The following is a 23,624-nucleotide window of genomic DNA, read 5'->3' as shown; positions in this document are numbered from 1 at the left end:
ATGCCCTTGAGCTAAATTATTCAGGTGTGTGGCGATGATTGCCGGGGCCGCGGTCCGCACTCGGCAAACCAGCAAACACCCTGCAACCCTCAGCCTTCCCGACAGCACGCACCAGAGCGGCCGCCACTTTAATTTCTGCCCGTCTTCTCACCGGGCCCGCCTGCTTCGCAGAACGGTATTGATGGACGGCGGCAGAGTGCCAGCCGTCACATCGGCATCAGTTTGTTGTACGCACGGCCTGCATAAAGGCACGAATCATGTCGTGATCCTTGATGCCCTTGCTCTTTTCCACACCGCCACTGACATCCACGGCATAGGGCCTTACCCGGGCGATGGCATCGGCGACGTTGTCGACCGTCAGGCCACCCGCCAGGATAATCGGCTTGCTCAGATCCTGTGGTATCAAAGACCAGTCAAAGGCCTGACCAGTTCCGCCCGGCACACCTTCAACATAGGCATCGAGCAAAATACCGCTGGCTCCTGCATACGCCTTGCAGGCGCCGGCGATGTCATCACCGGCCTTGACCCGCAGGGCCTTGATATAAGGACGGTGATAGCCTTCGCACTGCTGCGGGGTTTCATCGCCATGGAACTGCAACAGGTCCAGCGGCACGGCATCCAGGGTTTCGTTCAGTTCACAGGCACTGGCGTTGACGAACAACCCCACCGTGGTCACGAACGGCGGCAAGGCAGCAATGATGGCCCGGGCCTGCAATGCCGTGACTGCCCGCGGGCTTTTGGCGTAGAACACGAAGCCTATGGCATCAGCACCGGCCTCAACCGCAGCCAGTGCATCTTCTATGCGGGTAATACCGCAGATCTTGCTGCGAACAACGGACATCTCGATAACACCCCGGACGCGAAAGCCCCGAATGGTAACAAATGCTTATCCGGACGTCAGCCGTCCAGACCGCTAAAACCGGTCAAGAAATGTGGACCAATGTAACGTTGCGGTAATTGGAACTCATCGCGGTATTCAACTTGCACCAGATACAGCCCGTAAGGGTGGGCCGTGACGCCACCGGAGCGGCGTTCGCGACTCTCCAGCACTTCCTTGATCCATTCCACCGGGCGCTCGCCCGTGCCGATGGTCATCAGTACGCCGGCGATATTGCGTACCATATGGTGCAGAAAGGCACTGGCGCGAATATCCAGCACGATCATGTTGCCGTGGCGGGTTACGCGCAGATGGTGCATTTCCTTGATCGGCGATTTGGCCTGGCACTGGCCGGCGCGAAAGGCGCTGAAGTCGTGCACACCCAACAGAAAGCGGGCCGCCTCGGCCATGCGCTCGACGTCAAGCGGACGGTGGTTCCAGGTGATTTCCTGATTCAGGTGCGCAGGCCGGATCTGGTCGTTGTAGATCACATAGCGGTAGCGCCTGGCGATAGCCTTGAAGCGCGCATGAAAATGCGCAGGCATGACCTGGGCCCAGGTAACGCTGATGTCATGGGGCAAATTGATATTGGCGCCCATGACCCAAGCCTTCAGTGAACGTTCGGCCTGGGTGTCAAAATGCACCACCTGCCCGCAGGCGTGCACACCGGCATCGGTACGCCCGGCGCACATCAATGAAACCGGTGAAGCGGCCACTTTGGACAAGGCGTTTTCCAGGGTTTCCTGGACGGTCAGCACCCCATTGGCCTGGCGCTGCCAGCCGCTGTAGCGCGAACCTTTGTATTCCACGCCAAGGGCGATTCGGTAAAAACCTTCCGCGGCCATTTCAGCGGCCGGGTTATCTATATTAGCCAAGGAGTTACAGCCTGATCATAAACGCAAAGGCGCCATTATAAGGCGCACCCGGCAAGACGCCATGAAACATTTCACGCTGAGGCGCGCAATACCGCGTAGCAGCTGCCGAGGAACGAAGGCTGCGTCCGGTGACGAAGTCGCCGTAAAACCAGAAGCACGGACCGGCAAGAAGATCGTTCACTCAGGCTTTACGAGCGCTTCGCACTCTGACGCAGCCTTCGTTCCTCGGCAGCTGCTACAGAATTCACATCTGGATCACGCTGCACCTGTAGCAGTTGACGAGTAGAACGAGGCTACGTCAGGTTTGGTGCGCCAAGCCGGACTCAGCCTCGCTGCGCGAGTCAGCTGCTACATAGAGCCATTGACCGGCAACAGAGTATCTACATGCATTGCACTCAGGTCAGGCGCGCCATCATTTCCAGGGCTTCAGCCTGTTGCTGTGGATTACCCTCTTCCATGACTTCGGTAAGAATATCCCGCGCACCCTCGTCGTCACCCATATCGATATAGGCCTGGGCCAGATCGAGTTTGGTGGCGGTCTCATCGGCGCCCGACAGGAAGTCGAACTCCGGCTCATCATCTGCAAAGGGCTGCTCCAGCGATGACTGCTCAAGGCTTTGCGACAGACGATGCAACTCGGCATTGACCTTGTCCAGCTCCAGGGAAAAGCTGTCTGGCTGTGCTGCGGGCGGTACACTCTCGGGTGCCAGGGACAAATCGAAGTCCGATGGCAGCTCCAGATCAGGGCTCGACGCTTGCTCTTGCGCCGCCTGGGCCTGTTGCTCGAGCACGGCTTCAAAGCTGTCGGCCGCCGGTTTGTCGGGGCTCGGTTCGGTCGCCAGCACGGTGGGCGAAGCAGCTTCGAGCTCATCAAGGCTCAGGTCAAAATCGTGATCAAACGCTTCGACTGGCGGAATCAGTTCAGGCTCAGCCTCGACCTTGCGATCGTCACGCATCATGTCCTGGACAAACTGCGCCTGTAGCTGGGTGGCAACTGCCGCCGTGGCGATGCCCGCTGCCGCAGCCGCTACCATGCCCGGGTAACGCTGTTTAAGCTGCTCGACCTGGGCGTGATTCTTGCCATTGGCAACCAGTTGCCGTTCCTGGGCAACAAAGTCTTCGCGCGCGCCTTGCTCGCCGTACACCTGCATCAGTTTTAAACGAAGATCACTGCGTTGCGGCTCCTGCTCGATTGCCGCCTTGAGCAGTGCTTCGGCCTGGCTCAGTTGGCGCTGGCCGATCAATCGCTCAGCCTCGTCCAGCACATCCGCAGCAGGCTTGGCCAGGGAGACGGCAGCGACCACAGGCGCCACGGTCTCAACCACAGGTGCTGGTGCCGGTGCCGGTGCCGGTGCCGGTGCCGGTGCCGGTGCCGGTGCCGAGTCAAGCTTGACGCTGCGCGAGGGCGTTTCAAGCCCTTCGAAACTGCTCTGCGGCATGTCCAGGTCAGCCGAAAACTCGGCTTCATGCTCAAGGTCGCGGGCCATCCGCGCGTGTTTCTCTGCTTCTTGCAAGGCATTGCGACGGCGCACAAGCAGTAATAGCAGCAACAACAGCAAGATCGCCCCGCCGCCGATCAGGCCCAGCAGCAGCGGACTGCCCAGCAAGTCCTGGAGCTTGCGCTCGTTGCCGGGCGCTGCCGCGTTTTCAACCGGGCTTGGCGCCACCGCCGTAGCAGGCGCACCTTCGCTGGCAGGAGCAATATCGGCTTCAGGGGCGTCTTCTGCCGGTGCCGCAAGCTGTGCCGGCATCGCAATGGTCGGGTCAACAGGCGTGCCTTTGTCGGCCTCCAGCCTGGCCAACTGATCGTTCTTCAATTGAATCAAGCGTTGCAACTTGTCCAACTGGCTTTGCAAATCCTGCATCCGGCTTTGCAGCTCGGCATTTTCACGGCGGCTGGAGTCCAGCCCTTCCTGAGTCATCGCCAGCTTGTCGCTCAAACGCTTCGCATCACCGGCAGCGCCCTTGCCTGCCTGGCCTGAAACCAGGCTCAGGGCATCCGCATGCACGGTTTTGGCAGCCGGGATTGGCACAGGCTTACGCCCGGTGGCATCCAACTGCTGCGCCAGCGGTACGGTTCGCCGGCCATTGCGCCAGTCGGCGTTTTGCGCCGCGACTTCGCTGACGGCCTTGGCCTGAGGCAATTGCACACTTTGCTCGGCACTGGGCAAACGCAGCACCTGGCCGGTTTTAAGGCGGTTGATATTGCCGTTGATAAAGGCATCAGGGTTTAGAGCCTGAATGGCCAGCATGGTCTGCTGCACCGAGCCACCGTTGCGGGCCTTGGCTGCGATTTCCCACAGGGTGTCACGGGCGGTGGTGGTGTATTGCGCAGGTGCTGTGGCGCCAGGCGTCGAGGCCGATGCTGCCGCAGCCGTTTGCGGCGAGAACTTGGCCGGATCGAACAACACGCTGTAGTCGCGCATCAAGCGGCCGTTGGGCCACATCACCTGCACCAGGAATTTGACGAAAGGTTCGGACAGCGGCTGACTGGACGTAACACGCAACACGCTCTTGCCGTCGGCATTGATCACCGGCGTGAAACGCAGATCCTCCAGATAGGCTGGGCGCGGCACCCCGGCCTTGCTGAATTCCTGCTCGGGGGCCAGGCTTGGCACCACTTGCGCGGCAGTCAGGTCCTTGACATCAAGCAGCTCGATTTCTGCCAGCAGCGGCTGGTTCTGAGTCGACTTGAGCGTCAGCTCCCCGAGCTCAAGCGCCTGTGCCATGCCGGATGACAGCGCCGAAGCGGCAGCGATTGCCAACACCAATTTGCGAACCTGAACCATAGCCTCTTCCTTATTGGTACAGACCTCGTCCCACGAGACCTGTATAGCAGCCAAGTATCTTTTACAGCTGGTCTTTTATCAACAACTCAGCCAACTGCACGGCATTGAGTGCGCCACCCTTGCGCACATTATCTGACGTCAACCACAGATTAAGTTCCGTGGTGTCGTCCACACCGTGGCGCACCCGGCCGACATACACGACGTCCTGGCCTACGGCATCGCCCACGGCGGTCGGGTAATCATCCGCGTCGACCAGCTCGATCCCGGCGCCCGCTTCCAGCGCAGCATTGACCGCCTCCAGATCCACCGGCCCGGCCAGTTGCAACGACACGCTGAAGCTGTCGCCAAAAAACACCGGCACTTGCACACTGCTGGCCGACACCTTCAGCGTAGGCATACCCAGCACTTCGCGCAGCTCATGAACCAAACGTTTTTCCAGGGGCACATGCCCCTGAGCGTCCGGTTTACCGACCTGGGCCAGCACATTGAACGCCATCTGACGATCAAAGAAGCTGGTTTCCAGCGGGTGCAGATTCAACAGTGCAGTGGTTTGGCGCGCCAGCTCCGAGACCGCTTCACGGCCTTGAGTCGAGACCGCCATGCAGGCGGTGACGTTCACCCGCTGGATGTCCATCAATCCACGCAAGGGCGTCAACACCACGGCCAGAGCGGTCGCAGAAGGGCTCGGGCTGCTGACCTGCAGCGGTTTTTTCAAACTGTCGAGCACCTGGGCGTTGGCTTCAGGCACCACATGCGGCGCCTGTGCTGAAGGCAATGCGCCAGACAGGTCGATCACCATGCAACCGGCTGCACTGGCCTTGGCGGCAAAGCTCAGGGTTACGGCAGGGCCAGCGGCGAAGAAGGCCAGTTGCACGCTGCTGAAATCGAATGCATCGACATCGCGCACCCGCACGTTCTTGCCGCGGAACGGCACCGACTGCCCGTCAGACTCACTGCTGGCCAGCAAATGCAGCTTGCCGACCGGGAACTCCCGTTCTTCGAGCATTTGTACGATGGTTTCACCGACAGTGCCGGTGGCGCCAACAACGGCGATATCAAAGGACGGGGTCATGGGTCTACCTCAGGCGAAACGTGGGGAGCGGCACTGTACCGGGCACAACCGTTACAGGCAACGCACCTGGCCGATTTGATCCTGCAAGATCGGCGCAGTCTGTTCAGGCAGACCGCGTTGCTGCCATCGCGGGCAAGCCCGCTCCCACAATGATCCTGCATGCCGCCGCTTAATGTGGCACAGCACTACCTGTGGGAGCTGGCTTGCCTGCGATGCAGGCGGCGCAGTTCGTTCAGGTAGACCGCTTCGATACCATCGCGGGCAAGCCCGCCCCCACAATGATCCTGCATGCCGCCGTTTAATGTGGCACAGCACTGCCTGTGGGAGCTGGCTTGTCTGCGATGCAGTCTGTTCAGGCAGACCGCTTCGATACCATCGCGGGCAAGCCCGCTCCCACAATGATCCTGCATGCCGCCGTTTAATGTGGCACAGCACTGCCTGTGGGAGCTGGCTTGCCTGCGATGCAGGCGATGCAGTCCGTTCAGGTAGACCGCTTCGATACCATCGCGGGCAAGCCCGCTCCCACAATGATCCTGCATGCCGCCGCTTAATGTGGCACAGCACTGCCTGTGGGAGCTGGCTTGCCTGCGATGCAGGCGGTGCAGTTCGTTCAGGTAGACCGCTTCGATACCATCGCGGGCAAGCCCGCTCCCACAATGATCCTGCATGCCGCCGCTTAATGTGGCTCAGCACTGCCTGTGGGAGCTGGCTTGCCTGCGATGCAGGCGATGCAGTCTGTTCAGGTAAACCGCGTCGCTGCCATCGCGGGCAAGCCCGCTCCCACAATGATCCTGCATGCCGCCGCTTAATGCGGCTCAGCACTACCTGTGGGAGCTGGCTTGCCTGCGATGCAGGCGGTGCAGTTCGTTCAGGCAGACCGCGTCGCTGCCATCGCGGGCAAGCCCGCTCCCACAATGATCCTGCATGCCGCCGCTTAATGTGGCTCAGCACTGCCTGTGGGAGCTGGATTGCCTGCGATGCAGGCGGCGCAGTCCGTTCAGGTAGACCGCTTCGATACCATCGCGGGCAAGCCCGCTCCCACAATGATCCTGCATGCCGCCGTTTAATGTGGCACAGCACTGCCTGTGGGAGCTGGCTTGCCTGCGATGCAGGCGATGCAGTCCGTTCAGGTAGACCGCTTCGATACCATCGCGGGCAAGCCCGCCCAATAAAAAGCCCGCATCCCTTGCGGGATGCGGGCTTTAGCCTGCCGGGAGCGAATCAGCGCTCCAGCAAGATCCGCAGCATGCGGCGCAACGGCTCGGCCGCACCCCACAACAACTGGTCGCCCACGGTGAAGGCACCGAGGAACTGCGAACCCATGTTCAACTTGCGCAGACGGCCTACCGGCACATTCAGGGTGCCTGTCACCTTGGTCGGGCTCAGTTCCTGGATGCTCGCTTCACGCTGGTTCGGTACCAGCTTGACCCAAGGGTTATGCTGGCTGATCAGGGCTTCGATATCCGCAATCGGCACGTCCTTGTTCAGCTTGATGGTCAAGGCCTGACTGTGGCAACGCATCGCACCGATACGCACGCAAATACCATCCACCGGAACCGGGTTCTTGAAGCGACCCAGGATCTTGTTGGTTTCTGCCTGCGCTTTCCACTCTTCGCGGCTTTGACCGTTTGGCAGCTCCTTGTCGATCCACGGGATCAAGCTGCCGGCCAATGGCACGCCGAAGTTTTCAGTCGGGTAAGCATCGCTGCGCATGGCTTCAGCCACACGGCGGTCAATATCCAGAATCGCGCTGGCCGGGTCGGCCAGTTGATCGGCGACTGCAGCATGGGTGGTGCCCATTTGCTTGATCAGCTCACGCATGTTCTGCGCACCGGCGCCCGAGGCCGCCTGGTAGGTCATGGCACTCATCCACTCCACCAGACCCGCTTCAAACAGGCCACCCAGGCCCATCAGCATCAGGCTGACGGTGCAGTTGCCGCCAATATAGTTCTTGGTGCCGGCATCCAGCTGCTGGTCGATAACCTTGCGGTTGACCGGATCCAGAATAATGACCGCATCATCCTGCATGCGCAGGGTCGACGCCGCATCGATCCAGTAACCTTGCCAGCCCGCCTCACGCAGCTTGGGAAAAACCTCGCTGGTGTAGTCGCCGCCCTGGCAGGTCAGGATTACATCGAGGGTTTTCAGCTCTTCAATGTTGTAAGCATCCTTGAGCGGAGCAATATCCTTGCCCACGGACGGACCTTGTCCACCGACATTGGAAGTCGTGAAAAACACCGGCTCGATCAGATCGAAATCCTGCTCTTCCAGCATCCGCTGCATGAGCACGGAACCAACCATACCGCGCCAACCGACCAGACCTACACGTTTCATCGCAACTACACCTTTAACAAAAAGTGGGGTCGTTACTTCCACCAACAGGAAGTAACGGGCCCGAGAGATTACAGATTCTGCAGCGCCGCGACTACTGCATTGCCCATTTCCTGTGTACCGACCTTGGTGCAACCCGCCGACCAGATGTCACCGGTACGCAAACCCTGGTCCAGAACCAGGCTGACGGCCTGTTCGATAGCATCGGCAGCGGCGGTCTGATTGAAGCTGTAACGCAGCATCATCGACACCGACAAAATGGTCGCCAGCGGGTTGGCAATGCCCTGCCCCGCGATATCCGGCGCCGAACCGTGGCAAGGCTCGTACATGCCCTTGTTGTTGGTGTCCAGGGACGCCGAAGGCAGCATGCCGATAGACCCGGTGAGCATCGAAGCCTGGTCGGACAGGATATCGCCGAACATGTTCTCGGTCACGATCACGTCAAATTGCTTGGGTGCGCGCACCAGTTGCATCGCGGCGTTGTCGACGTACATGTGGCTCAGTTCGACGTCCGGGTAATCCTTGGCCACTTGTTCGACCACTTCGCGCCACAGCTGGCTGGAAGCCAGTACGTTGGCCTTGTCCACCGAACACAGCTTTTTGCCACGTACACGGGCCATGTCGAAACCGACGCGGGCAATGCGACGGATTTCGCTTTCGCTGTACGGCAGCGTGTCATAGGCCTGACGCTCGCCGTTTTCCAGCTCACGGGTGCCGCGCGGGGCGCCGAAGTAGATGCCGCCGGTCAATTCACGGACGATGAGGATATCCAGGCCCGCAACGATTTCCGGCTTGAGGCTCGATGCATCAGCCAATTGCGGATACAGGATCGCCGGGCGCAAGTTGCCGAACAGGCCCAGTTGCGCACGGATTTTCAGCAGGCCGCGCTCAGGGCGAATGTCGCGCTCGATCTTGTCCCATTTCGGGCCACCCACGGCGCCCAGCAACACAGCGTCGGCCGCACGGGCGCGCTCCAGGGTTTCGTCAGCCAGCGGCACGCCATGCTGGTCGATGGCTGCGCCGCCGATCAGGTCGTGGGTCAGCTCGAAGCCCAGGTTGAACTTGTCACTGGCCAGCTCCAGCACCTTGACCGCTTCGGCCATGATTTCCGGACCGATACCGTCGCCTGGGAGAATCAGAATCTGCTTGCTCATGGGTTCCTCTTTCTTGTCTGTTGATGCCCCCGCAGGCGCACCCGGAAATATTCAGGTTACTTCTCGGCCCACAGCACCAGCACATCGGTGCTGAACGTGCCATCGGCTTCAATTTCAAAATAATCGCGTACTTCGGCGCCCATCGACTGCTGCAACTGGCGGATGGCCGCGCTCATGACCTGTGGCGTACGCATGCGCTCGATCCAGGAGCTGAACTCTAAACGCAAACGCTGACGCTGTGTGCTACGGGTATGCAAACCGGCTTCACTGACCTGACGCAGCCACTCGGCGGTTGAATAGTCACGCACATGGCTGGTGTCGCGCAGCACCTCGACACTTTGCAGATAGGTGTCGAACAACGGGCTGCCGGGTGAGATCACATCGATAAATGCCGCCACGCCGCCTGGTTTGAGCACCCGGCGCACTTCGCGCAGGGCCACGCCCAGATCACTCCAGTGGTGCGCCGAGTAACGGCTGAGCACATAGTCGAACTCGCCGTCGGCAAACGGCAAGCGTTCTGCCGCGCCGCAAACGGTGCTGATATTGCCCAGTTCGCGAGCGGTTGCAGCAGCACTGACTACATCGAGCATTTGCTGCGACAAGTCGTAGGCCACCACATCCTTGACCAGCCCCGCTACATGAAAGCTCACATGGCCGGCACCACACCCCAGGTCCAGTACCCGCGCCTGCGACTTGCCCGCCAGTTCGGCCTGCAGCAAGGCGAATTCGGCACCTTGCGCATGCACGGCGCTGCTCAGATAAGCCGAGGCCTGCTCACCGAATTGCTTTTGTACAACCTGGTTATGCCGGGCGGTGCTGGTCATGAAAAATTCCTTTTAATGCTCAAGATAGATGCAGCTTCCACAGGGGAACGCATTACCACTGTGGGAGCGGGCTTGCTCGCGATACAGACAACTCGGTGCATCTGGCTAATCGAGGTGATGCCATCGCGAGCAAGCCCGCTCCCACAGTTCTTCGATCAAGCGTCGCGAAACAACCACGGCTGGCTTGCGCGGTGCTTGCTTTCGAACGCGGCAATCGCATCGCCGTCCTGCAAGGTCAGGCCGATATCGTCCAGGCCGTTGAGCAGGCAATGCTTGCGGAACGCATCAATCTCGAAGCTCAACACTTTGCCATCCGGGCGGGTCACGGTTTGCGCCTCAAGGTCGATCTTGAGCTGGTAACCCGGCTCGGCTTCAACCTGGGCAAACAACTCATCCACTTCAGCGTCGCTCAGGATGATCGGCAACAGGCCGTTCTTGAAGCTGTTGTTGAAGAAAATGTCGGCGTAGCTCGGCGCGATGATGCTGCGAAAGCCGTACTCTTCCAGCGCCCACGGCGCATGCTCGCGGCTGGAGCCGCAACCGAAGTTTTCCCGGGCCAGCAACACGCTGGCGCCCTGGTAGCGCTCGGCGTTGAGCACGAAATCCTTGTTCAACGGGCGTTTGGAATTGTCCTGGTACGGCTGCCCCACATCCAGGTAGCGCCATTCGTCAAACAGGTTCGGGCCAAAGCCGGTGCGCTTGATCGACTTCAAGAACTGCTTGGGAATGATCTGGTCGGTGTCGACGTTGGCACGATCCAACGGCGCAACCAGACCGGTGTGCTGAGTAAAAGCCTTCATGCTGCGCTCCCTTCGATCAATTCGCGGACGTCGATAAAACGACCGTTTACAGCGGCGGCGGCGGCCATTGCCGGGCTCACCAGGTGGGTACGGCCACCGGCGCCCTGACGGCCTTCGAAGTTACGGTTGGAGGTGGATGCACAATGCTCGCCAGACTCCAGGCGGTCAGGGTTCATCGCCAGGCACATTGAGCAACCCGGCTCACGCCATTCAAAGCCCGCCTCCAGGAAAATCTTGTCCAGACCTTCTGCTTCAGCCTGTGCCTTGACCAGCCCCGAACCCGGCACCACGATCGCCTGCTTGATGGTGGACGCCACTTTGCGACCCTTGGCAATTACGGCCGCAGCACGCAAGTCTTCGATCCGTGAGTTGGTGCACGAACCGATAAACACGCGGTCGAGCTGGATATCGGTGATCGCCTGATTGGCGGTCAAACCCATGTACTTCAACGCACGTTCAATCGAGCCACGCTTGACCAGATCGGCTTCCTGAGCCGGGTCCGGCACGTTCTGATCAACGGCCAGGACCATCTCGGGCGAGGTGCCCCAGCTGACTTGCGGCTTGATCTGCGCGGCGTCGAGTTCAACCACGGTATCGAACTTGGCATCGGCATCGGACACCAGGTCTTTCCAGGCTTCTACCGCCAGGTCCCATTCAACGCCTTTCGGCGAGAACGGACGGCCCTTCACATAATCGACCGTCTTCTGGTCCGCAGCCACCAGGCCCACACGGGCACCGGCTTCGATGGACATGTTGCAGATGGTCATGCGGCCTTCAACCGACAGGTCGCGAATCGCGCTGCCGGCGAATTCGATGGCGTGGCCATTGCCGCCCGCAGTGCCGATCTTGCCGATCACCGCCAGCACGATGTCCTTGGCGGTCACGCCGAACGGCAATTGCCCTTCGACCGAGACCAGCATGTTCTTCATTTTTTTCGCCACCAGGCACTGGGTGGCGAGCACATGCTCCACCTCGGAAGTGCCGATACCGTGGGCCAACGCACCAAAGGCGCCGTGGGTCGAGGTGTGCGAGTCGCCGCAGACCACGGTCATGCCCGGCAAGGTGGCGCCCTGCTCCGGGCCGATCACGTGAACGATGCCCTGGCGCACGTCGTTCATCTTGAATTCGGTAATGCCGTATTCGTCACAGTTGTCGTCGAGGGTTTGTACCTGCAGACGGGAAACCTGATCGGCAATCGCTTCGATCCCGCCCTTGCGCTCCGGCGTGGTCGGTACGTTGTGGTCCGGGGTCGCGATGTTGGCATCGATGCGCCAAGGCTTGCGCCCGGCCAGTCGCAGGCCTTCAAAGGCTTGCGGCGACGTCACTTCGTGGATGATGTGACGGTCGATGTAGATCAGCGCCGAGCCATCGTCGCGCTGCTTGACCAAATGCGAATCCCAGAGCTTGTCGTAGAGCGTTTTGCCGGCCATCAGACGGTTTCCTCATCAGCTTCTTTTCTGTGCCAATAACCACTTGGCTTGTGAGGTCGATCCTATGGGGTTACAGTGAATAACTCAAATTCATAATTTTTATGCTTTGGATAACCAACAGGAATTCGAATAGATGGATCTCGCGAATCTCAACGCGTTTATTGCCATTGCCGAAACCGGCAGCTTTTCCGGGGCCGCCGAACGGCTGTTCCTGACCCAGCCGGCCATCAGCAAACGCATCGCCAGCATCGAGCAGCAACTCAAGCTCAGGCTGTTCGACCGGCTGGGCCGCGAGGTCAGCCTGACCGAGGCGGGCCGGGCCTTGCTGCCCCGCGCCTATCAGATCCTCAACGTGCTGGATGACACGCGGCGGGCGCTTAACAACCTCAATGGCGAAGTCAGCGGGCGCCTGACCCTGGCCACCAGCCATCATATCGGCCTGCACCGCCTGCCACCGTTGCTGCGCGAGTTCACCCGCACTTACCCCAAGGTCGCGCTGGATATTCAGTTTCTCGATTCAGAAGTGGCCTACGACGAAATTCTCCACGGTCGTGCAGAACTGGCGGTGATCACCCTCGCCCCTGAGCCTCACTCACTGATTCGCGCCGTACCTGTATGGGATGACCCGCTGGATTTCGTGGTGGCCCCGGAGCACAGCCTGACCCGGCAAAAAGCCGTGAGCATGGCCGATATTGCCCGCCACCCGGCGGTGTTCCCCGGCGGTAATACCTTTACCCACCATATCGTCCATCGTCTGTTCGAAGCCCAGGGCCTGACACCCAACATCGCCATGAGCACCAACTACCTGGAGACCATCAAGATGATGGTGTCCATCGGCCTGGCCTGGAGCGTGTTGCCGCGCACCATGCTCGATGAGCAAGTGGCCTCGATTGCCCTGCCGGGTATCCAGCTGACCCGCCAGCTGGGGTATATCCTGCATACCGAACGTACCCTGTCCAATGCCGCCCATGCCTTTATGACCCTGCTCGACAGCCAGGTAGATACCCTGCCTGCACAAACGGACGACGCTCAATCCCGTATTCGGGTGAAATAATCCCGCGCATTTGGCCCGATAAAACAATAAGGACTCGCCATGCACGCTTCTGACATTTTCATCCTCAGCGCCCGGCGCACGGCCATTGGCACCTTTGGTGGCTCGCTCAAGGACGTGCCCCTGTGCGATCTGGCCAGCACTGCGGTAAAAGCCGCGCTGCAAAGCAGCCAGGTCGACCCCGAGCGTATCGGCCATGTGGTGATGGGCAACGTTATTCCCACCGAACCCCAGGATGCCTATCTGGCGCGGGTTGCGGCGATGAATGCCGGGATTCCCAAGGAGACACCGGCCTACAACGTCAACCGCCTGTGCGGCTCGGGTTTGCAGGCAATCATCTCGGCCGCCCATACCCTGATGGTCGGCGACGCCGAGTTCGCCATTGGCGCCGGGGCTGAAGCCATGAGCCGCGGCCCGTACCTGATGCCCGCTGCCCGCTGCCCGTTGGGGCGCGCGCATGGGTGATACGCAGATGCTCGATTACATGCTGGGCATCCTGCACGACCCGTTCCACGGCATCCATATGGGCGTCACCGCCGAAAATATCGCCCTGCGCAACACCATCAGCCGCCAGACCCAGGATGCGCTGGCGCTTGAAGACCAGCAGCGTGCCGCCCGGGCCATCGCCCGGGGTTATTTCGACAGCCAGATCGCCGCAGTCGAAGTACGCAGTCGCAAAGGCAGTGTGTTGTTCCAGCACGATGAGCACCCGCGTGCCACCACCCTGGAGCAGCTGGCGCAGATGAAACCGGCCTTCAAGAAAGACGGCAGCGTGACCGCGGGCAATGCATCTGGGCTCAATGATGGTGCAGCGGCGCTGGTGCTGGCCACTGGTGCGGCGGTACAGGCGGGCAATCTTGCGCCGATGGCGCGGTTGGTGGCCTACGCCCATGCGGGGGTAGAGCCAGAGTTGATGGGCTTGGGGCCGATACCGGCGACGCGGCTGGCGTTGAAACGGGCGGGGTTGAAGATCGAGGATATGGACGTGATCGAAGCCAATATCGCCTTTGCCGCCCAGGCTTGCGCCGTGATGCAGGAACTGGGCATGGACCCGGCCAAGGTCAACCCCAACGGTTCGGGCATCGCCCTGGGCCATCCGGTGGGCGCCACGGGGGCAATCATCGCGACCAAGGCCATCCATGAGCTGCACCGGATCAAAGGCCGCTACGCCCTGGCGACCATGTGCATTGGTGGCGGCCAGGGCATAGCGGTGATCTTCGAGCGGGCTTGATAATGCACTCGCTGGTGGGAGCGGGCTTGCTCGCGATTGAGGCCCCGCGGTCTGGCAGGCAAACCGCGGCGAGGCCATCGCGGGCAAGCCCGGCTCCCACAGACAGCGTCGTTACGCCTGCATGCGGCCGAACTTGCCCGACTGGAAGTCCACGAACGCCTGATGGATCTCGGCATCGGTGTTCATCACAAACGGGCCGTGCCCGACAATCGGCTCATCGATCGGTTCGCCGCTCAAAATCAGCAGCACCGCATCGTCGGTGGCCTGCAGGCGGATCTGCGAACCGTCACGCTCGAACAGCGCCAGCTGGCCTTCACGTACAACGTCCTGGTCATTGACCGTCACCGCACCGTGCAACACCACCAGCGCCGTGTTGCGCCCTTGATGCAGATCGAAGGTGGCCGACTTGCCTGCGTGCAGACGGATATCCCACACGTCGATGTCGGTAAAGGTGCGCGCCGGGCCGCGCTGGCCGTCGAATTCACCGGCAATCAGGCGCAACCGGCCGGCATCGTCCTTGAGCGCCAGGTCAGGGATATCCCTGTCGACAATGCCCTGATAACCCGGCGCAGCCATTTTGTCCTTTGCAGGCAAGTTGACCCATAGCTGCACCATCTCCAGGGGGCCGCCACTGCGGGCAAACGCCTCGGAATGGAACTCCTCATGCAGGATCCCCGATGCGGCCGTCATCCACTGCACATCACCCGGGCCGATCACCCCGCCGTTACCAGTGGAGTCGCGGTGCTCGACTTCGCCCTTGTAGACGATGGTCACCGTTTCAAAACCACGGTGCGGATGCTGGCCTACCCCACGACGCTCTGTAGTGGGCGTGAACTCGGCTGGCCCGGCGTAATCCAGTAGCAAAAATGGGCTGATGTGTTTGCCCATGCTGTCGTAGGAAAACATCGTGCGAACCGGAAAACCATCGCCGACCCAATGAGGGCGTGGCGCTTGATAAACACCCAGAATCTTTTTCATGTTGCACCTCCTGTAAATCATGAGCACCACTATAGATTCGCTTCACCCACAAGACTAGATAGGCTTTTTGGCACTGTTCGTTCCACAAATAGAACAACCCCCCCTGTGGGAGCGGGCTTGCTCGCGATCCTGTCAATGCGGTCTACCAGGAAAACCGCGTCGCCCGCATCGCGAGCAAGCCCGCTCCCACAAAGGCTCGCCACTGCGGCCTGAAGCTGAAAACCAACTATTTAAAAAACCTGTTTCTGGTTTCTCAATCGCGCTGCGTCTAATAACTATTCCCATTAACAAAAAAGACTTTTCCTACTTCGGAGCCTAGGCACGCGATGCAACAACCCAACTTGAGCCGAACCCCTCTTTCGATCGCCCTGGTGGCCTCGATGCTGCTGGCCACTTCCATTGCCCAGGCGGCGCCAGTGACCTTGAACATCCCGGCGCAAGCGCTGGCCAGTGCGCTGAATGAACTGGGCAAGCAGGCCAACCTGCAAATCCTCTACAGCCCGGATCAGGTACAGGGCATCAAGTCGCGTTCGGTCAGCGGTTCGCTGGAACCGGTCAAGGCGCTGGAGTCCCTGCTGCAAGGCAGCGGCATTGCCTGGCAGCTCAATGGCGATACAGTGATTTTGAACGCGCCCCAGGGCAAAGGCCTGGAGCTGGGCGCGACCAACATTACCGGTCAGGGCCAGGGCGACTCGCTGACCACCGAAGACACCCATGCCTATACCACCGGCGCCAGCAACAGCTCGACCAAACTGCCGCTGTCGCTTCGCGAAACCCCGCAGACCGTCACCGTAGTAACCCGCCAACTGATGGACGATCAGGCCGCCCAGAGCATTGGCGATGTGCTGCGCAATGCTCCCGGGGTGTCCACCCAGGCCTACGACAGCAAACGCATGGAGTATTCCGCTCGCGGCTATGCCATCACCAACTTCCAGTACGACGGCGTCAACACCCTGTATGACGGGGTATTCGATGAAGGCGCAACCAAGGTCGACATGGCCCTCTATGACCGCGTCGATATCGTCAAGGGCGCCACCGGCCTGCTCTCGGGCTCCGGCGAGCCCTCGGCCACGGTCAACCTGATCCGCAAAAAACCGACCCGCGAGTTCAAGGCCTCGGTCACCGCCAGCGCGGGCTCGTGGGACAACTACCGCACCGAAGGCGATATTTCCGGGCCACTGAATGAAGACGGTAGCGTGCGCGGGCGCCTGGTGGCGGTGTATCAGGATGCCGACTCGTACCGCGATCACGCCTCGAAGAAAAACGACGTGTTCTACGGCATCATCCAGGCCGACCTCACCCCCGACACCCTGTTCACCTTCGGCATGGACTACCAGAACATCAAGCCGCGCGGCGCGTCCTGGACCGGCAACCCCTACTACTTTTCGAACTACACCAAGACCGATTTCAGCCGTTCGTTCAACCCGGCCACCGACTGGAGCCGGCGTGACGTGCAGATCCAGTCCACCTTCGCCTCCCTGGAACACCGCTTTGCCAATGACTGGAAGGTCAAAGGCACCCTCACCCAGCAAACCAACGACCACGACACCCTGCTCGCCTCGGCCAGCGGCGGCCAGCCTGACCCGGTCACGGGGGACGGCATGTTCTTCTACTGGGGCAAATGGGAAGGCCATCGCGTACAAAACACCTTCGACATCAATGCCAGCGGCCCCTTCAGCCTGTTCGGCCGTGAACATGAGCTGGTGGTGGGCGCCACGTCACAATCGTCGCGCCAGACCGGCGCCACCTTTGACGGCACCCAGTTTGGCCTGGTGCCGGGCAGCATCTTTGACTGGAACGGCAAATATCCGCAGCCGGACTTCCCGAAAAACGGCAAGTACGAAACCAACCAGAACCAGAACAGTGCCTATATCGCCGCACGCTTCAAGCCGGCAGACGACTGGTCGATCATCCTCGGCAGTCGCCTGAGCGACTTCCAGTACAACAGCACCTACACCTACTACCAGCAGTCCAGCTCGTTCCAGGACAACAAGACCACGTCCAAGCAACACGGCAAGGTCACGCCCTACGCCGGGGTGGTGTATGACATCAACGATACCTACTCGGTCTACGGCAGCTACACCTCGATCTACAAACCCCTTGTCGAGCGCAGCAGCTCGGGCACCACGCTGGCGCCCACCGAAGGCAACAGCTACGAACTCGGGGTGAAGGCTGAATACTTCGGCGGCCGCCTGAATGCCAGTGCGGCGGTGTTTCGCACCGAACAGAAAAACGTACCCATCCAGATTGGCACCAACGCAGAGACCAACCTGGGCATATTTGAATCCCTGGATGGTGCCACCACCAACGGCATCGAACTGGAGCTGGCCGGTGAGCTGATGCCGGACTGGAACCTGATGGCCGGCTACACCTACGCCCGGACCCGCGCCGACGATGGCGAACGTGTCTACGGCTACCCGCTGGAAACCACCAAGCCCGAAGACGTGGCGCGGGTGTTCACCACCTACCGCCTGCCGGGGGTGCTGAACAAGGTTACCGTGGGGGGTGGCGTGAACTGGCAGAGCCCGTTCTACGGCAAGATCTACAACGATGCCAAGGGTGACTACGACATCATCGAGCAGCAGAGCTACGCCCTGGTCAACCTGATGACCCGCTACGAGTACAACGAACACCTGACGTTCAACCTCAACGCCAACAACGTGTTCGATAAAAAGTACCTGTCGGGCCTGGGCAACTTCAACACCACCTACTACGGCGAACCGCGCAGCCTGATGCTGACATCCAGGTACACCTTTTAATCAACAGATCTCCCACAGGTCATGCATCGACACTGTGGGAGCGGGCTTGCTCGCGAAAGGCCAGTGCCATCGCGAGCAACCTGTATCAAGCACCCACGGCTTTTCTCACCCCCACCGGCTGCAAGTCAAAGCGGTCTGCCAAAAACGGCGTGACATCCAGCGGCAGCGGCTCGTGGCGCACCAGTGCATCGAGCATGACGCCGGTGATCGCCGACGTCAGGATGCCGGTGCGAAAATGCCCACACGCATTCAGATACCCCTCTACCCCCTGCATCGGCCCCAGGATCGGCAACTCATCGGGAGAACCAGGCCGCAGCCCGGCCCAGGTGCGCTTGAGGTTGGCGTCCTTGAGCTGGGGAATGCAGCGCATCGCCCCCTGTACCAGCCCGGTGATTTCAGGGAAGGTGGTGGTCACGTCGAAGCCTTTGTCTTCGGTGGTACTGCCAATCAGGATTTCACCGTTATCTTTTTGCGCCAGGTAGCAATCGCTGGTGGTCAAGCAGCCGTTGAGCAACTTGGGCATCCGCTCGGTCAGCACAATCTGGCCCTTGACCGGCGCCACAGGGATGCTCAGGTCGGTGGCCATCACACTGAGTTCTGCTGCCCAGGCACCCGCCGCGTTGATCAGGGTTGTGCTGTGGAACGCGCCCTGGTTGTCAGTGCGCACACCGGTCACCTTGCTGCCCTGGCGCATGACCTCGGTCACGGTGGTGTTGAAGTACAGATCGACACCATTTTGCCGAGCCCCTTCGGTGTAGGCATCGGTCAGGCGGAACGGGCTCACCTGGTGATCGCACAAGAACTCCAGCGCACCTTGCGCATCATGGCTCACGCTTGGCTCTGCCTCGCGCAGCGCCGCCTGGTCGAGCCAGCGCACCTCATCGGCCAGATGGGGGATATTGGCGACAATATGCTCGGCATACAGGCGATCTTCATCGTCATAAATCACATACTTGAGCCCGGTGCGCTCGAACTTGAAATCCATCCCGTGGTTTTCCAGCAGCTCCTTGTGCAGGCCGGGGTACAGGGCATTGGATTGCAGGGCGAAATCGAAAAAACACTCCGGCAGGATATGCGGGGTGGTGGCGTCGACTATCACCGCCGAACCCTGGGCCTCACGCTTGCGTTCGGCCGACATCATGCGGAAAAAAATCACCCCGCAGCCCAGCCCCACGGACTCGCCGATGGCCCACAGCCCGCCTGCCGACGCGCGACTGGCATTGCCGGGGCGCTTGCAGTCGATCAGGGCGATTTTCAGGTCCTTGCGCCGGGACAGGTGATAGGCACAGGAGGCGCCAATTACTCCGCCACCGGCGATGACAACGTCATAAGTCTTGATCATGTCAGGCATCCTTGCACGCATTGGTAAACGCCGAAAATGGCACGGGTTCCAGCGGAAAACGCGGGCGCAACCAGCCCACATCCTGGCGCCCGGTGGCTTCACGCAGGCGGTCACTGCAATAGCCGACACACATGCGCCCCTGGCAGTCGCCCATGCTCACCCGGGTGCGCATTTTCAGGCCGGCCATGTCCTGCACGCCCTGGCTGAGGGCCAGGTCGATATCGGCGCGGGTCACATGCTCGCAGCGGCAGACCACGGTGTCGGCCTGCGGCAGGTCAATCTGGCGTGTACCGCGGCGGGTATATCGATCAATCCCGCCGCGAAAGCGCATCAGGGTATTGAGCCTGGACAGGTACTCGCGGCGTTGTTCAAGCGCCTGTTTCTCACTCAGGACCCCACGCTGCAGCAGGATCGACAACGCGGCGATCCGCCCCGTGAGCATCGCCGCCTCGCCCCCGCGCATGCCCGTGACATCGCCGGCCAGGTGAATGGATGCCTGGCTGCTCTGCTGCCAGCTGTCGGCTTTGGCCGCCAGGTAACCGTCGACGTTGTAGGCGTGCTCCAGTCCCATCTGCTGGCTGAGCTGAGTGCGCGGAATAAAGCCATAGCCCACCGCCAGGGTATTGGCCTTTACCGCCTGCGCCTGGCTTAGGTCGGCCTGCCAGGTGCTGGAATAGGGGGCGACGACCACTTCGCTCAGCTCCCCTTCCCCGAACGCCTCCACCACGCCCCAGCCGTAATGCACGGCCACGCCATGACGCTTGAGGTAAACCAGCATGCTCAGGCCGTCGAGGAACAACTGCGGCTGGTTGAGCAGCGCCAGGCTTTCCTTGGCAATGCGGCCAAACTCGCACGCCTCATACACCCCGGCCACCTCCACACCGGCCGCGTGCAACTGGCACGCCACCAGCATCAGCAAGGGCCCGGTGCCCGCGATCAGCGTCGGCCCCTTGGGTTTGACGACGCCACTTTTGATCTGCAATTGCAGGCCACCCAGCATGATCACCCCTGGCGTGGTCCAGCCCGGAAACGGCACGCTGCGTTCATGGCAACCGGCGCACAGCAACAGTTGATCGAAACCGACTTGCTGCAATTGCTCATGCTCGTCCAGCACTTGCAGGCTTTGCTGTCCCTACCCGCCGACCACGCGATGGTTGAGGCGTACATCCACCAAGTGGGCAATGGCCGAAAACTCGCCGTGCAATTTTTGCAGCGCCGCCTTGTAGCGCTCGCCCAGGTAGTCGAGCTCAACGCCGTCACGCAAAGGTCCGCGGTAAACCACCCCGCCCAGGCGCGACGCTTCTTCAAGCAAGGTGCTTTGTACGCCATGCTGCGCCAGCTCTATCGCCGCCGACAGGCCCGCCGGGCCACCCCCGACAATCACCGCACGCGCGCTCATAGCACCAGCTCCTGGCTGGCGACGCGGTTGATACCCGTCTCGACTTGCATGCCGGGCTTGACCACGGTCTGGCAGGCGCGACGCTTGTGCCTGCCATCGATATTCACCAGGCAGCAGTAGCACACGCCCATGCCGCAATAAGCGCCCGTCATGCGCCCGTGATCGTTGGGGGCCAATTGCCGCATGCCCACTGAGTTCAACACGCTGAGTACGGTCTCGCCTTGCGCGGCATTGACAGCCTGGCCATTGACCAGAATGGACATGTCGGCCTGCTTCAAGGGTTGGATATCGTACTGTCGCTTCAAGTCATCCATGTCTGTCATTCCTTTTTGTGGGTGTCGCTCGGTCAATCACTGGCACCTTGTGCCAGGACCGGTGACCTTAGCCTGCTTCTGAAAACAAACATTGATGCGTGCCAATAAAGGGCGCGTTTCATGTGTTTTTCAGCCATTGCCCTTACACTGGAGGCCCCTTGCACACTGGCGCGCTTATGGACCTCGACCTGGCCCGTACCTTCCTTGAAATCGTCCGCTACGGCAGCCTGGTGGGCGCGGCGGAAAAACTCCATGTCACCCAGACGGCTGTCACTGCCCGGGTTCACAAGCTGGAAAGCCTGCTGGGCGTGACCCTGTTTATCCGTAACCGCGCGGGGGCCAAGCTCACCCCCGAAGGCGAGGCCTTCGTGGTGTACGCCAACCAGCTGCTGCAAACCTGGGAGGCCGCCCGCCGCGACCTGCCACGGCCCGAAGGGCTGGACCAGTTGCTGCATATCGGCGGTGAGGTCAGCCTGTGCAACCCGCTGATCCTCAACTGGGCCAAAGCCCTGCGCCAGCACCTGACCACCCATGCCCTGCGCATCCAGATCAGCGATGCCGGGCAACTGCTGCGCCAGATTGAAATGGGCCTGCTGGACGCCGCCCTGGTCTATCAACCCGCCTACTGGCCCGGGGTGCAGGTGGAGCAGTTGCTGGAAGAAAAACTGATCCAGATCCGCCGCCCCGAGCAGCCCGAGCCTTATGTGTATGTTGATTGGGGCGAAGGCTTTCGCCGTCAGCATGACGCTGCCCTGCCCGACAAGGCGCGAGCCGCCATCAGTTTCAACCTGGGGCCGGTGGCCCTGCATTACATCCTGGACAACGGCGGCAGCGGCTACTTCCGCACCCGCGTGGTCAAGAGTTACCTGGATAGCGGCGCTCTGGAACGGGTGCCCAAGGCCCCGGAATTCAGCTACCCCACCTACCTGGTGTACTCCCGCGAGCGTGACTGCGCCGCCTTGCAGGAAGGCATCGCGTTACTGCGCGAGATCGTCAAGCAGGACAGCGACTGGTCGCAGCAGTGGGAGCCGGAAATTTAAGACGATCGGCCACCGATGAATGCTTTCAGCCCGAGGGCCAATCCCTTAGGCTGCGAGCGCTGAGCAACGCATAAAAACAATACAGGTGGCACATGACCGACCTTACCCGGACCCACGACAGCTGGCTGACTTCGACCTCCCATCAACAGTGGCTGCGCGACCAGGGCCAGGCGCTGGTGGATTTCGCCAAGGCCGCCCGCGTGCCATCAGGCTTCGCCCAGCTGGACCGGTATGGCCGCCGAGCGGACGATGCACCCGCCGACACCCTCACCACGGCGCGCATGGTCCACAGTTTTGCCCTCGCCCACATTCAAGGCCTGCCTGGATGCGCGCCGCTGATCGACCACGGCCTGGCGGCACTGGCCGGCCCGCTGCGCGACAGCGAGCATGGCGGCTGGTTTGCCAACCCTGACGCGCAGGACGGCAACCGCCGCAAGGCTGCTTACCTGCATGCCTTTATCGCGCTGGCCGCCAGCTCGGCAGCAGTGGCCGGGCGCGGTGGCTCGGCCGAGTTGCTGGGTGATGCGGTGGCCATTGTTGAAGGCCGGTTCTGGTCCGAGCCGCAAGGCGCCCTGCTGGAAAGCTTTGCCGGCGACTGGAGTGACTGCGAGGCGTATCGCGGAGCCAACAGCAATATGCATGGTGTTGAGGCGTTTCTGGCCCTGGCTGATGTCCTCGACGAAGACCTGTGGCTCGATCGCGCCCTGCGCATTACCGAGCGCCTGATCCACCAGCAGGCGGCGCAGTCCGGCTACCTGCCGGTGGAGCATTTCGATCACAACTGGCAGCCGCTGCCCGACTACAACCGCGACAACCCGTCAGACGGCTTTCGCCCTTTCGGCAAAACCCCGGGCCATGCCTTTGAGTGGGCGCGCCTGTTGCTGCACCTGGAGGCGGCGCGCAAACAACGCGGGCTGCCGGCGCCCGAGTGGTTGCTGGCAGACGCGCGCCAACTGTTCGCCAGCGCCTGCCAGCATGGCTGGGCTGACAATGGCGGAATCGTCTACACCCTGGACTGGAATCATCAACCGTTGGTGCGCGAGCGGCTGCACTGGGTCGTGGCCGAAGCGGCGGCTGCGGCGGCCGCGTTGCTGCAACGCACCGACGAGCCTGGGTATGAGGTGTGGTATCAGCAGTTCTGGGACTATATCGACCTGCACATGATCGATCGTGTGAACGGCAGCTGGCATCACGAACTGGGGGCCGACAACCTGCCATCGCAGACCATCTGGCCCGGCAAGCCGGACCTTTACCATGCCTACCAGGCCACCTTGCTACCCCGCTTGCCGCTGGCCATCAGCCTGGCCAGCGCGCTCAAGCTGCGGCGCTGAAAGCTGGCATACCGCGGCGCAGCCATC

General features: G+C 61.1%; 16 protein-coding genes and 2 pseudogenes. 5 read left to right on the top strand and 13 right to left on the bottom strand.

Features of this window, described 5'->3' with window-relative positions:
- Positions 1-217 precede the first annotated feature (217 nt).
- From BFC21_RS02795 to leuC, 9 genes are all read right to left on the bottom strand, one after another.
- The gene (locus BFC21_RS02795; RefSeq protein WP_088377126.1) at positions 218-841 is read right to left on the bottom strand and encodes a phosphoribosylanthranilate isomerase; all 624 of its coding nucleotides are present in this window, start codon (positions 839-841) and stop codon (positions 218-220) included.
- A gap of 56 nt (positions 842-897) precedes the next feature.
- Positions 898-1,722, bottom strand: coding sequence for a tRNA pseudouridine(38-40) synthase TruA (gene truA / locus BFC21_RS02790; protein ID WP_088377125.1), 825 nt, complete (start codon positions 1,720-1,722; stop codon positions 898-900).
- A 425-nt stretch (positions 1,723-2,147) separates the two neighbouring features.
- Entirely contained in the window at positions 2,148-4,541 is a 2,394-nt protein-coding gene (locus BFC21_RS02785; RefSeq protein WP_120265656.1) for a FimV/HubP family polar landmark protein, read from the bottom strand.
- Positions 4,542-4,602: 61 nt separating this feature from the next.
- Positions 4,603-5,613, bottom strand: a complete 1,011-nt coding sequence (locus BFC21_RS02780) for an aspartate-semialdehyde dehydrogenase (RefSeq protein ID WP_016780507.1) — start codon at positions 5,611-5,613, stop codon at positions 4,603-4,605.
- Positions 5,614-6,834: 1,221 nt separating this feature from the next.
- Positions 6,835-7,947, bottom strand: coding sequence for an aspartate-semialdehyde dehydrogenase (gene asd / locus BFC21_RS02775; protein ID WP_016780504.1), 1,113 nt, complete (start codon positions 7,945-7,947; stop codon positions 6,835-6,837).
- A 68-nt stretch (positions 7,948-8,015) separates the two neighbouring features.
- Entirely contained in the window at positions 8,016-9,098 is a 1,083-nt protein-coding gene (gene leuB, locus BFC21_RS02770) for a 3-isopropylmalate dehydrogenase (protein ID WP_016780503.1), read from the bottom strand.
- Between the two features lie 56 nt (positions 9,099-9,154).
- Positions 9,155-9,922, bottom strand: a complete 768-nt coding sequence (locus BFC21_RS02765) for a class I SAM-dependent methyltransferase (protein WP_016780502.1) — start codon at positions 9,920-9,922, stop codon at positions 9,155-9,157.
- Positions 9,923-10,077: 155 nt separating this feature from the next.
- Positions 10,078-10,722: a 3-isopropylmalate dehydratase small subunit gene (leuD, locus tag BFC21_RS02760; RefSeq protein WP_016780501.1), complete on the bottom strand. Its 645-nt coding sequence runs from the start codon at positions 10,720-10,722 to the stop codon at positions 10,078-10,080.
- Complete coding sequence (gene leuC / locus BFC21_RS02755; RefSeq protein WP_016780500.1) at positions 10,719-12,152, bottom strand: 3-isopropylmalate dehydratase large subunit; 1,434 nt, start codon at positions 12,150-12,152, stop codon at positions 10,719-10,721. The genes leuD and leuC overlap by 4 nt, the downstream gene beginning before the upstream one ends.
- Positions 12,153-12,285: 133 nt before the next feature.
- Between leuC and BFC21_RS02750 the strand changes: the two genes are divergently transcribed.
- Entirely contained in the window at positions 12,286-13,206 is a 921-nt protein-coding gene (locus tag BFC21_RS02750; RefSeq protein ID WP_088377123.1) for a LysR family transcriptional regulator, read from the top strand.
- 39 nt (positions 13,207-13,245) lie between these two features.
- Positions 13,246-14,434, top strand: a pseudogene (locus tag BFC21_RS02745) (acetyl-CoA C-acyltransferase family protein).
- 111 nt (positions 14,435-14,545) lie between these two features.
- On the opposite strand, the gene BFC21_RS02740 reads toward BFC21_RS02745, so the two are convergent.
- Positions 14,546-15,412 (bottom strand): pirin family protein, encoded by an 867-nt coding sequence (locus BFC21_RS02740; RefSeq protein ID WP_088377121.1) that lies wholly within the window; start codon positions 15,410-15,412, stop codon positions 14,546-14,548.
- 326 nt (positions 15,413-15,738) lie between these two features.
- Between BFC21_RS02740 and BFC21_RS02730 the strand changes: the two genes are divergently transcribed.
- Positions 15,739-18,171: a TonB-dependent siderophore receptor gene (locus BFC21_RS02730; protein ID WP_088377120.1), complete on the top strand. Its 2,433-nt coding sequence runs from the start codon at positions 15,739-15,741 to the stop codon at positions 18,169-18,171.
- A gap of 85 nt (positions 18,172-18,256) precedes the next feature.
- Here BFC21_RS02730 and hcnC read toward each other — a convergent pair whose 3' ends face one another.
- The 3 genes and pseudogenes from hcnC to BFC21_RS02715 form a co-directional block, all read right to left on the bottom strand.
- The gene (gene hcnC, locus BFC21_RS02725) at positions 18,257-19,513 is read right to left on the bottom strand and encodes a cyanide-forming glycine dehydrogenase subunit HcnC (protein WP_088377119.1); all 1,257 of its coding nucleotides are present in this window, start codon (positions 19,511-19,513) and stop codon (positions 18,257-18,259) included.
- A 1-nt stretch (position 19,514) separates the two neighbouring features.
- A pseudogene (hcnB, locus tag BFC21_RS02720) lies at positions 19,515-20,912 on the bottom strand (cyanide-forming glycine dehydrogenase subunit HcnB).
- Positions 20,909-21,226, bottom strand: a complete 318-nt coding sequence (locus BFC21_RS02715; RefSeq protein WP_016780495.1) for a (2Fe-2S)-binding protein — start codon at positions 21,224-21,226, stop codon at positions 20,909-20,911. Before BFC21_RS02715 ends, hcnB begins: the two are co-directional and overlap by 4 nt.
- A 176-nt stretch (positions 21,227-21,402) precedes the next feature.
- Between BFC21_RS02715 and BFC21_RS02710 the strand changes: the two genes are divergently transcribed.
- Together BFC21_RS02710 and BFC21_RS02705 are read left to right on the top strand one after the other, a co-directional pair.
- The gene (locus BFC21_RS02710; RefSeq protein ID WP_088377117.1) at positions 21,403-22,266 is read left to right on the top strand and encodes a LysR family transcriptional regulator; all 864 of its coding nucleotides are present in this window, start codon (positions 21,403-21,405) and stop codon (positions 22,264-22,266) included.
- A gap of 92 nt (positions 22,267-22,358) precedes the next feature.
- Positions 22,359-23,597: an AGE family epimerase/isomerase gene (locus BFC21_RS02705; RefSeq protein ID WP_088377116.1), complete on the top strand. Its 1,239-nt coding sequence runs from the start codon at positions 22,359-22,361 to the stop codon at positions 23,595-23,597.
- Positions 23,598-23,624: the final 27 nt, after the last annotated feature.

The organism is Pseudomonas sp. TMW 2.1634 (genome assembly GCF_001703595.1).
GTDB classification, from domain to species: domain Bacteria; phylum Pseudomonadota; class Gammaproteobacteria; order Pseudomonadales; family Pseudomonadaceae; genus Aquipseudomonas; species Aquipseudomonas fragi.
Note: the sequence above shows the minus strand (reverse complement) of the source record. Positions and strands in the feature narration are given on the sequence as shown.